The 11,392-nt window shown below is 48.8% G+C and carries 7 protein-coding genes and 4 pseudogenes; 5 read left to right on the plus strand and 6 right to left on the minus strand.

The genetic code is table 11. From position 1 onward, the window contains the following. From silA to silC, 4 genes and pseudogenes are all read right to left on the minus strand, one after another. Window positions 1-1,459 (minus strand): annotated as a pseudogene (gene silA / locus G6041_RS00895) (Cu(+)/Ag(+) efflux RND transporter permease subunit SilA); the annotation flags it as partial. 10 nt (window positions 1,460-1,469) lie between these two features. Then, on the minus strand, window positions 1,470-2,762 hold the full coding sequence (silB, locus tag G6041_RS00900) for a Cu(+)/Ag(+) efflux RND transporter periplasmic adaptor subunit SilB (RefSeq protein ID WP_001446341.1): 1,293 nt from the start codon (window positions 2,760-2,762) through the stop codon (window positions 1,470-1,472). A gap of 113 nt (window positions 2,763-2,875) precedes the next feature. Next, window positions 2,876-3,229: a Cu(+)/Ag(+) efflux RND transporter periplasmic metallochaperone SilF gene (locus G6041_RS00905; protein WP_001246152.1), complete on the minus strand. Its 354-nt coding sequence runs from the start codon at window positions 3,227-3,229 to the stop codon at window positions 2,876-2,878. Between the two features lie 27 nt (window positions 3,230-3,256). After that, window positions 3,257-4,642, minus strand: coding sequence for a Cu(+)/Ag(+) efflux RND transporter outer membrane channel SilC (gene silC, locus G6041_RS00910; protein WP_001507116.1), 1,386 nt, complete (start codon window positions 4,640-4,642; stop codon window positions 3,257-3,259). Window positions 4,643-4,831: 189 nt separating this feature from the next. Between silC and silR the strand changes: the two genes are divergently transcribed. The 4 genes from silR (at window position 4,832) to copM (ending at window position 8,159) form a co-directional block, all read left to right on the plus strand. Further along, on the plus strand, window positions 4,832-5,512 hold the full coding sequence (gene silR, locus G6041_RS00915) for a copper/silver response regulator transcription factor SilR (protein WP_000697966.1): 681 nt from the start codon (window positions 4,832-4,834) through the stop codon (window positions 5,510-5,512). Continuing rightward, complete coding sequence (gene silS, locus G6041_RS00920; RefSeq protein WP_023165801.1) at window positions 5,505-6,980, plus strand: copper/silver sensor histidine kinase SilS; 1,476 nt, start codon at window positions 5,505-5,507, stop codon at window positions 6,978-6,980. Before silR ends, silS begins: the two co-directional genes overlap by 8 nt. Window positions 6,981-7,230: 250 nt before the next feature. Further along, window positions 7,231-7,662: a silver-binding protein SilE gene (gene silE / locus G6041_RS00925; RefSeq protein WP_023165800.1), complete on the plus strand. Its 432-nt coding sequence runs from the start codon at window positions 7,231-7,233 to the stop codon at window positions 7,660-7,662. A gap of 146 nt (window positions 7,663-7,808) precedes the next feature. Beyond that, window positions 7,809-8,159: a CopM family metallochaperone gene (gene copM, locus G6041_RS00930; RefSeq protein ID WP_008786877.1), complete on the plus strand. Its 351-nt coding sequence runs from the start codon at window positions 7,809-7,811 to the stop codon at window positions 8,157-8,159. A 166-nt stretch (window positions 8,160-8,325) separates the two neighbouring features. Here copM and G6041_RS00935 read toward each other — a convergent pair. Beyond that, a pseudogene (locus G6041_RS00935) lies at window positions 8,326-9,363 on the minus strand (ATP-dependent nuclease); the annotation flags it as partial. Between the two features lie 351 nt (window positions 9,364-9,714). Between G6041_RS00935 and G6041_RS00940 the strand changes: the two are divergent. Further along, a pseudogene (locus G6041_RS00940) lies at window positions 9,715-10,263 on the plus strand (IS5 family transposase); the annotation flags it as partial. Between the two features lie 1,054 nt (window positions 10,264-11,317). On the opposite strand, the pseudogene G6041_RS00945 reads toward G6041_RS00940, so the two are convergent. Next, window positions 11,318-11,392, minus strand: a pseudogene (locus G6041_RS00945) (IS6 family transposase); the annotation flags it as partial.

An 11,392-nucleotide genomic window follows, 5' to 3' on the forward strand; every position in this document is an offset into this window, starting at 1 on the left:
CCATGGAGTACGTTTTCGTGAATGCCAGCGGGCCAAACAGACGTCCTTCCTGACCTTCCAGGGTAAAGATAGGAATAAAGGACAGGGTGATGATCAGCAGGCTGATAAACAGTGCGGGTCCCACTTCCACGGAGGCGTCGGTAATCACCTTCCAGCGGGTGGCGTTGTCAATCTGCTCACCCGGATGCTGATGATCCCACTCCTCAAGCCGTTTATGCGCATTCTCAATCATCACAATGGCGGCATCCACCATCGCACCGACGGCAATAGCTATCCCTCCCAGCGACATGATATTGGCGTTTAGTCCCTGGAAGTGCATGACGATAAAGGCGATACACAGGCCAAGCGGCAGAGAGATAATCGCCACCAGGGCAGAACGTACGTGCCACAGGAACAGGGCACAGACGATGGCCACCACGAAAAACTCTTCCAGAAGTTTGGAACTGAGGTTATCAATCGCCCGGTCGATCAACTGGCTGCGATCGTAGGTGGTCACGATTTCAACGCCTTCCGGCAGGCTGGCCTTCAGCGTCTCCAGTTTATCCCTCACTGCCGTGATAACGTCGCGCGCATTTTTACCCGACCGCAGGATCACCACGCCGCCAGCGACTTCTCCCTGGCCGTTCAGCTCGGCAATACCACGCCTCATTTCGGGCCCGGTCTGCACGCGGGCAACATCCCGCAGATAAACCGGCACGCCGTTCTCACCTGTTTTCAGGACGATGTTATTAAAATCATCAATGCTCTGAAGATAACCGCTGGCACGGACCATATACTCCGCTTCGGCCATTTCAACGGATGAACCACCGGCCTCCTGGTTAGACGATTCAAGAGCCTGTTTCACTTCGGGCAGGCTGATCCCATACTGGGACAGTTTTACCGGATTGACCTGAATCTGGTACTGCTTCACCACGCCACCAACCGAGGCTACCTCAGCCACGTTCGGGATGGTCTTCAGTTCAAATTTCAGAAACCAGTCCTGCAAAGAACGCAGTTCTGAAAGGTCGTGTTTTCCGCTGCGATCGACCAGGGCATATTCAAATATCCAGCCCACTCCCGTGGCGTCCGGACCGATTTCAGAGCTCACACCCGCAGGCAGTTTGCCCTGAACCTGATTCAGGTATTCCAGCACGCGCGAACGGGCCCAGTACAGATCGGTCCCGTCTTCAAAAATGACATATACATACGAATCACCGAACTGTGAAAAGCCACGCACGGTTTTTGCGCCAGGTACGGACAGCATGGTGGTGGTAAGCGGATAGGTGACCTGGTTTTCTACAATCTGCGGGGCCTGTCCGGGATAGCTGGTTTTAATAATGACCTGCACATCTGACAGGTCAGGCAGCGCATCGACCGGCGTGTTAATTATCGTCCATGTGCCCCAGATGCTGAGAAACAGTGCCCCCATCATGACCAGGAAACGGTTGGCGACAGAGCGCCGGATAATCCATTCAATCATCGTCGTCTCCTCAGTGCCCTGAATGCATATTTACAGGCTGCTCAGACATTGCTGGCATACTGTTTTCTGTTTTTTCAGGGTGGCGCATACGTTCCAGCGCGCCCGTAATATTGGCTTCGGAGTCAATGAGGAACAGGCCACTGACCACCACGGTATCGCCTTCATTAAGACCGGAGCCAATGCCGGACTGTTGCTGTGATTCATGCAGAACGTGGATCTGTTTCGGCACAAACTTGCCTTCATCATCAACAGTAATCACGCGCTGTTCTTTGCCGGTATCGATAACGGCCTGGCTTGGTATCAGCAGCATCTCCTGACTTTGGGTATTCAGTTTGAGATAGGCATTCATGCCCGGCTTGAGAAACTCATCCTTGTTAGTAACCTGGAGGCGGACCTGAAGCGTGCGGGTTGTCTGATCCACGCTGGGAAGAATGTTCCATTTTTCGACATGGAATGTTTTATCCGGATAAGCCGGTACCGAAATTTCAAACTGCGACGTATCTTTCAGCAGATAGGCGATAGATTCTGGCACTGCAGCGCTGATCCAGACCGGGTCCATCCCCTGAATCTGAGCCACCACCTTATCTTTGGAAATATTCATGCCGGTGCGCAGGTCAAATGCAGTAATGACACCATCAATAGGTGCTTTAATGGTAAAACGGGTCTGGATTGTGCGGGTTGAACGCAGCCTTTGAATATCCTCTTCCGGCATACCAGCCAGACGAAGTCGCTCCAGAACCCCTTTTATCTGGGTTGGCGTACCGCCTGTACCGGATAACAGCAGAAACTCACTTTGTGCCTCAACCCATTCAGGAATGGTGATATCGATAAGCGGAGTGCCTTTCTTCACATGATCGCCAATCGTCAGGGGATACACTTTTTCGACGAAACCGTCAGAACGCGCCTGCACAATGACAAACTGATATTCGTTGTAACTGACATTAGCCGGGATTGTCTGAGAATAATTCAGCATTCCTCGCGTGACTTTTTGCGTTTTTAATCCCAGATTCTGAACCTGAGTTGGATCGATACGGATCCCGCCACTGCTTTTATCGCCACTTTCATCAGCATATTTCGGCACAAGGTCCATATCCATAAAAGGCGATTTTCCGGGTTTATCAAATTTGGTATCCGGTTTCATAGGGTCATACCAGAAAAGTACCTTTTTCTCCGGTGCCTTTTGTTCTGCTGGTACTGTTTTTTGTGATGAGTTTAAATACTGCCAGGCAGTAACCGATATCAGCCCCCCTGCTATGAGGCTGCTGATAATTATTGCAGCATATTTTATCTTTAAAGAAGCCATACAATTTCTCGCTGAAAAATCAAAACACCTGGCATATGCGCACGATTATTCATTCACAGTAATCCCATAATGAATGTTCAGGCGCACTGGATGTATTCGCTCCGGACTGTTAATCAGGATTGCGTAACGTTAATGCTTTTGAGTAAGGAGATATTGCCCTGCTGAATAAACGAGAAATCGACATGGTTGCCGGTTTTCAGGGCATTGATAGCGTCGTCTGCATTAACAAAAGTGAAGCGCATGGTCATTGCAGGCCAGCCCACCGCCGGGATTGCTTCGTGCGAAATGGTAATCTTTTTACTATTCATATCAATGTCTTTAACGATACCGGTGCCCTTGATAACCTGCTGTACCGAAGCATCACTGGCAGCATTCATATCGCCATGCTGATGTGTTTCAGCATGAAGACCGGCAGAAAACATGACAGAGAAGGCACCAAATAAAACGGCTTTAAGTGAATTACGCATTTTAATTTCCTGATTAATTGAATAAATTTACTCTACCCAACCGCCACCCAGCGCGGTAAACAGATTAATTTCGTTAACCTGTCGGGAATAGGTAAGATCGAGAATGGTTTGCTGCGTCGCGAAGAGGGAACGTTCTGCATCCAGCACTTCGATGTAACTGACAGCACCACTTGCATACAATCCTCTGGCACGCTGTAGAGTTATCTGAAGTGAATCAAGATAACGCTGCTGTGACTCAAGTTGCTGGCTAAGGCTGTCGCGCAGCGCAAGCGTGTCGGAAACATCCTTAAAGGCTGACTGAATTTTTTGTTCGTAATTAACCACGGACTGTTGCTGGCGAATTTCAGCCAGCTTCAGATTGGCTTTGTTCCTGCCAGCATTAAATATAGGAATTTCAATTTTAGGAATAAAATTCCACATTCCACTTCCTGACGTAAAGAGGCTGGACAGCTCCGTACTGCTAGAGGAGAGACCACTGGTCAGGGTAATGGACGGGAAAAAAGCCGCTCGCGCTGCGCCAATATTGGCATCAGCCGCTTTCAACTGGTATTCCGCTTCCATAATATCCGGACGCTGCAGCAATATTTGTGACGACAGATTTGGTGGCAATTTTACTGGTGCGATCTCCCCACCTTTAATCCCTTTTTCTGACGGAACTGCGCGGTACGTTCCCAGCACCAGTTGCAGGGCATTGTTTGCCTGAGCCAGATCGCCTTCTCGTTTGGCTATTTCGGCGCGGGTACTTTCGATTTGCCCCCTGGCTTGTTCAAGCGCCAGAACGTTCGTACTCCCGGTCACCAGTTGTTGCTCAACGAATGCATAAGACTGTTCATAATTTTTCAGCGTTTCCCGCGCAATACGGAGTTGTTCGTACGCCAGTTGCTGGCTGAAATAGCTCTGTGAAACGTTGGAGACCAGCAGGATGTGTACGGCACGACGGGCTTCTTCGCTGGCAAAGTAGTTCTGGCGATCAGCCTCACTCATGTTCTTAAGTTTGCCAAAAAAATCGAGCTCATAGCTGAGCTCCAGACCCGCGTCGTACTCCTGTGTGGTCGGCTTGTCACCTTTCAGACCACCGTTGTATGTGATCCCGGATGAGGCATTCAGTTGGGGATAACGATCTGCATCCGTGACGTTGAACTGGGCCCGGGCCTCTTCAACCTTCAGGGCAGCCATTCTCAAATCACGGTTATTATTCAGGGCTTCACCGATCAGCCTGCTGACCTGGGGATCGACAAAAAAGTTTCGCCAGCCCGTATCCTGATAGCTGTTTACCGCAGGCGTCAGACTGTTTTTAGACAATGAAAACTGCTGGGGAACCGGAGCTGGCGGACGCTGATATTCAGGTGCCAGAGAAACACAACCAGCCAGGATGAATATGGTACTGATGCTGAGTAATTTTAATTTGAACATAACGCTTCTCGTACAGGCAGACCTGGTAAATGGTTCAAACGAAGTCCAGAGTATTGATAGGGATACTTTACCGAACGCTCTCTGTTTGCCGGGTGACAGGATAATGACAATGTTGTCATTTTTGCTGTAATCCGTTGATAACGATCGTGGGCGCAATAAAATGACATTAGCAGCCAGCCGGGGAGCATGATGAAAATATTAATCGTTGAAGACGAAATTAAAACAGGTGAATATCTCAGCAAGGGGCTGACAGAGGCGGGGTTCGTCGTGGATCACGCTGATAATGGTCTGACCGGATATCATCTTGCCATGACAGCCGAGTATGATTTAGCCATCCTGGATATCATGCTGCCTGATGTAAACGGCTGGGATATCATCCGTATGCTGCGCAGTGCCGGAAAGGGGATGCCGGTATTACTGCTGACGGCCCTTGGCACGATTGAACACAGGGTCAAAGGACTTGAGCTGGGTGCGGACGATTATCTGGTGAAGCCCTTTGCGTTTGCTGAACTGCTCGCCCGGGTAAGAACCCTCCTCAGGCGGGGAAACACGATGATCACGGAAAGCCAGCTTAAAGTGGCTGACCTCTCGGTTGATCTCGTATCCAGAAAAGTCAGCCGCGCCGGGAACCGCATTGTGCTCACCAGTAAAGAGTTCAGCTTGCTGGAATTCTTCATTCGCCATCAGGGAGAAGTTCTTCCCCGCTCCCTGATTGCCTCTCAGGTCTGGGACATGAATTTTGACAGCGACACTAACGCGATTGATGTCGCAGTAAAGCGACTCCGCGCTAAAATAGACAACGATTACGGGACAAAACTGATCCAGACAGTGCGGGGCGTGGGCTACATGCTGGAGATCCCGGATGCATAGCAAACCGTCCAGACGACCTTTCTCACTCGCGCTGCGGCTGACCTTTTTTATCAGCCTGTCCACAATACTGGCGTTTATCGCCTTCACCTGGTTTATGCTGCATTCTGTTGAAAAGCATTTTGCCGAGCAGGATGTCAGCGATCTGCAACAAATCAGCACCACACTGAGCCGTATACTCCAGTCCCCGGCAGATCCGGATGAAAAAAAAGTAAGCAAAATAAAGGAATCGATCGCCAGCTACCGCAACGTTGCCCTTTTGCTCCTCAATCCCCGGGGTGAGGTGCTGTACAGCTCTGCGCAGGGGGCAGCACTACGCCCGGCCGTGAATTCAGCCGATTTTAGCGAGCACAGCCGCGCACGGGATGTCTTTCTCTGGACGGTGGAGGATACTGCGAGAGCGATGGATACCGGGTCCGGAATGAAGATGGAAACGTACCGGATTATCGCCTCCTCTGGCCAGGCGACATTTCAGGGCAAACAGCAGAATTATGTCATGCTGACTGGCCTCTCCATTAATTTCCATCTCCATTACCTCGATGCGCTGAAAAAAAATCTGATTGCGATCGCCGTCGTGATAAGCCTGCTGATTGTTCTGATCATTCGCATCGCTGTCCGTCAGGGGCACCTGCCCCTTCGTAATGTCAGCAATGCCATTAAAAACATCACCTCCGAGAATCTTGATGCGCGGCTGGAACCGACACGCGTTCCCATTGAGCTGGAGCAACTGGTTATCTCGTTCAATCATATGATTGGAAAGATTGAGGACGTCTTTACCCGCCAGGCCAATTTCTCTGCCGATATCGCGCATGAGATCAGAACGCCCATCACCAATCTGGTGACGCAGACTGAAATCGCACTGAGTCAGGATCGAACCCAGAAGGAACTTGAGGATGTCCTCTACTCCAGTCTTGAAGAGTATAACCGGATGACCAAAATGGTCAGCGACATGCTGTTTCTGGCACAGGCGGACAATAACCAGCTTATACCTGACAGGGTCCGTTTTGACCTCAGAGCAGAAGTCATGAAAGTCTTCGAGTTTTTCGAAGCCTGGGCCGAAGAACGCAATATCACGCTCAAATTTAACGGGATGCCCTGCCTGGTTGAGGGAGATCCACAAATGTTCAGAAGAGCGATCAATAATCTGTTATCCAATGCCCTGCGTTATACCCCGGAGGGACAGGCCATCACCGTCTCAATAAGAGAGCAGGAGAGTTTTTTTGACCTTGTGATTGAAAATCCGGGGAAACCAATCCCTGAAGAACATTTATTAAGGCTTTTTGACCGTTTTTATCGGGTGGATCCGTCCAGACAACGAAAAGGAGAAGGCAGCGGCATCGGCCTTGCGATTGTAAAGTCAATCGTGGAAGCACATCACGGAAGAGTGCGGGTGGAATCGGACGTACGCTCCACGCGTTTTATCTTATCCGTGCCCAGACTGGAGAAAATGATCCCGGAAATCCAATGCTGAGAATAAAGATTTAAATGACAAAGATGTCATTAGCCTGTCATGCAGCAAACAGAAGCCATTCGATATAATTAGTGCAACTTATCAGGAAGGCTGGATTGCTTCATCAATACCCGGCGTCAGAGTACGCCAGGAAATGAATATCCAGCCTTCTCCCGGAGAAATAAACGCTGCCGAACCTGTTTCAGTTATGGAACTGAAAACACCGGTTGTACTTCCCCGGACATCACTAATTCAGAAATGGAGAGTTATCATGAAAAATATCGTATTAGCATCTTTGCTGGGCTTTGGTTTAATTACATCGTCCTGGGCCACTGAAACCGTGAATATCCATGATCGCGTCAACAATGCACAGGCTCCTGCTCACCAGATGCAGTCTGCTGCGGCTCCTGTCGGGATCCAGGGGACTGCTCCTCGTATGACCGGTATGGACCAGCATGAACAGGCCATTATTGCTCATGAAACCATGACGAACGGCTCGGCGGATGCGCACCAGAAAATGGTGGAAAGTCATCAGAAGATGATGGGAAATAACACAGTATCCACGACCGTCCCGTCAACATCTTACACGGCGATGAATGAGCATGAAAGAGCAGCGGTTGCCCATGAATTCATGAATAACGGGCAATCCGGCCCACATCAGGCCATGGCCGAAGCGCACCGCCGCATGATCAATGCAGGCTGAATGCGACTGTAGTATCCGTGCTTTTACCCTTTCCTTGATAGATTATTCCTTAACCGGATATGTTGTGAGATTTTTGCCCCCGTCAGGGGGCTTTTTTATCTGACTCAGCTACAATTAACCGGTACCTGTCTGAAAGGATTTATTAAATGAAAATCAAAAACACCCTTTTTGTAATATTAATGTTATCCCTGCCAGCCATTTCTGCTGAACATTCGGAAATGAAAATGTCAGATATGCACTCATCGGCATCGTCACAGGAATATATGGCTGGCATGAAAGACATGCATGACAAAATGATGGCCGCCGTTAATGAGCCCGATCCCGATAAGGCCTTTGCAAAAGGTATGATCGCACACCATGAAGGAGCAATAGCAATGGCTGAGACCGAACTTAAATACGGAAAAGATCCCGAAATGAGAAAGCTTGCGCAGGACATCATTAAAGCTCAGAAAGGTGAAATCGAGCAGATGAATAAATGGCTTGGCAGTCAAAAATAAAGATTGCAAAAACGCCATAATAAGCGTAATTTTAATTCACTCCCGGGCACGGGAGCCTGTTAAACGTTAAATAATTAAAACCCGATTAATTTCGGGTTTTTTATATACTATACTCCGGTCCTTTGCTGTGGACCGGAATATATGCAGCAGCGATAATTTTTACACATTATCTCGTCATGGCAACAATATCGCTCAGGATCTCAACCAGCTCAATCCTTTCCTGCATTCCGTCATGATAGGTTGATCTTGAGATGATTCTTTCCGCTGTCATCCGGGGCCAGAATTTATCAAGCACATTATCGGGCTTCATTCCCACCGCCCGGCCAATTATTTTTTTAGCATCACAGGTGTCCGTAAACGTGACGGCTACACCGGTCATTTCTTCGATCAGATCCGGGCAGAGATAGTTCTCTATTTCACGTTTACGCGTGGCGAAGAATACCTTACCGGCATCCTCCACTTCTCTTTTACGTTTCTGAATGGACATAACCTGTGCAGGGTCTCCCCCAATATCGGAGTCCAGAAAAACGCACCAGGGAAGCCCCAGATCGTTGGCCAGATTCAATGTAACCCAGTGTTTGACGCTGCCACACCCTCCTATGAGGACTGGCACTATTTTCACGTCCTCCAGAGAGGCTGGCAGCACACCTGACTGTTTTAATGAACTGGCCGCATGCCTCAGGAAAGTGACATCCGACTTTCCCTCTACCAGAACAATCCCCTGCGCCCTTTCCATACCGGTCTCTGGTAGCACCCCCAGGCTTTCAGTGGCTTCCTTCAGCACAGCGTCATCCGGCATTTTTACTACGGGTTCACCCGCCTCATTTCGGGTGACATAACGTACACCTTCGACAGGGATCAATCCGGCCAGCGCCGGGACATGGGTGGTGACGATAATCTGACGGTGCGGCTGGCCTGCCAGTGCCAGCAACGCTTTCATCAGCATCATCTGATAGTTTGGCTGCTGTGACGTTTCAGGCTCTTCGATGGCATAAATCATGTTTCTGGGCGTCCCCGCGACATTCTTTTCAGCCTCAGCCCGGAAAAAATTCAACAGGATAAGCCTCCTTATCCCGCTGCCGCGCTTATTGATGGGGATGCCATTTTCCCCGTCCAGGGTGAAATTGAAGGTCCACTTGGGTTTTTCCTTAAATCGTGGAGTCAGTTCACTGGCGAGTTCGGGGGCCATTTCACGTAATTTATCCGGGTATACGGATTTAATGGTTGATGGGGCACCTTCACCCCATCAATCTGATACCACCCTCAGATGGGGTCCGCTTGGAAAAGGGAAAATAACCTACGCTAAGACTACTTTTTAACCAATCGGCTATTGGATATCACTCGGTTCGCGGGGCTACAGCGTTTCTGTGTCCGAAACCGAACGATTGCGTACACCATGCCAATAACATGTACGAAAGTAAGCAAAACTGTTAACGGACAGTCAGATCGTTCCGTACATCCCTTACGGTCAGGGGTTCGCGCTCAATGGAACGAAATCACTCGTTAAGCTCAAAACGCTTAACGTAGGAAAATTTCCGTTTTCCAAGCGGACCCCAAGACCATCAATCGCTGGCTGGCCGAAGCAGGCGTCATGATGACCCAAGGCACTTTGGTGGATGCCACCATCATTGAGGCACCCAGCTCTACCAAGAACAAAGAGCAGCAACGCGATCCGGAGATGCATCAGACCAAGAAAGGCAATCAGTGGCACTTTGGCATGAAGGCCCACATTGGTGTCGATGCCAAGAGTGGCCTGACCCACAGCCTAGTCACCACCGCGGCCAACGAGCATGACCTCAATCAGCTGGGTAATCTGCTTCATGGAGAGGAGCAATTTGTCTCAGCCGATGCCGGCTACCAAGGAGCGCCACAGCGCGAGGAGCTGGCCGAGGTGGATGTGGACTGGCTGATCGCCGAGCGTCCCGGCAGGGTAAAAACCTTGAAGCAGCATCCGCGCAAGAACAAAACGGCCATCAACATCGAATACATGAAAGCCAGATACAAGGGGCTGCTGAAAAACGATAACCAACTGGCGATGTTATTCACCCTGGCCAACCTGTTTCGGGTGGACCAAATGATACGTCAGTGGGAGAGATCTCAGTAAAAACCGGAAATAACGCCAGAAATGGTGGAAAAAATAGCCTAAATAGGCTGATTCGATGTGTTTGCGGGAAAAAAATCGGCCCAGATCCGCGAAATTTTAATCAGCGAGTCAGCTTGGGAAGAAATGACCTGCTTATTCGCACCTTCCTTAGATGATATCAAGTCCAGCCCGGAATCTCAGTGAGATAAAAGGATATGATTGTCTGATACCTGATACTGACCATTTCACGGACAGAAACTGAGTAACAGTTCATATAGACAATTCCTTAACAAAAATGAGGCATATTTACCCCCTTATTTGTCGTTTTGTTCATGACAATAGACGCTATCCTACTGGAACCCTGACGTACACAGAACCAGGATACTATTATTCGACCATTTTTCCCCCGTGAGGAATGGTCTTTTTTTCATTAACTTGCCATTACCCCGATGAATTTGAAGCCCAGAATACCGGTGCATTAAGTCCTAAAAATAACGATTACCTACACATACCTCACATTTGTTACATTGCACAACAATTAAGCAACGTGGCTATCTGAACCATAAGCTGGTATGATATTTGCACACTGATGAATACATAACATCAGACAGTTTATTGAAGCGGTCCGGGGGATGTCGCCGGACCGCTTTTTTTATTTGAAGGTATTATTAACTGAAATACTGATAATGATATATTCAGAGATTTGAAGTTGTCCCTTAAAAGTACTGTAAGAAATTGATCTTTAAATACTTAATCTAAATAGGTTAGGTATGACCGTGCCCAGGGAACAGCCGTGAGGATGGATTATCGTAACTACAAATTGTGTAAACACAAAAAGAGTATGTACTTTCCGGCCTTCAGCCAAAAGATATTCACTCACCACGCTGTCCAGCGCGTTCAAAATCATGTCTGGTAATACGTTAAACACCGCAACAAGCCAGTCTATATAACAGCCTGAAAAAAATGAAAAAATAAATCATAAGAATTCTAAAGTATATCTGCGTATATGCCGATACACCTATAGGCACTGTTGCAAAGTTAGCGATGAGGCAGCCTTTTGTCTTATTCAAAGGCCTTACATTTCAAAAACTCTGCTTACCAGGCGCATTTCGCCCAGGGGATCACCATAATAAAATGCTGAGGCCTGGCC

The sequence above is a fragment of the Cronobacter sp. HA18003 genome (assembly GCF_011605905.1).
GTDB lineage: Bacteria > Pseudomonadota > Gammaproteobacteria > Enterobacterales > Enterobacteriaceae > Cronobacter > Cronobacter sakazakii.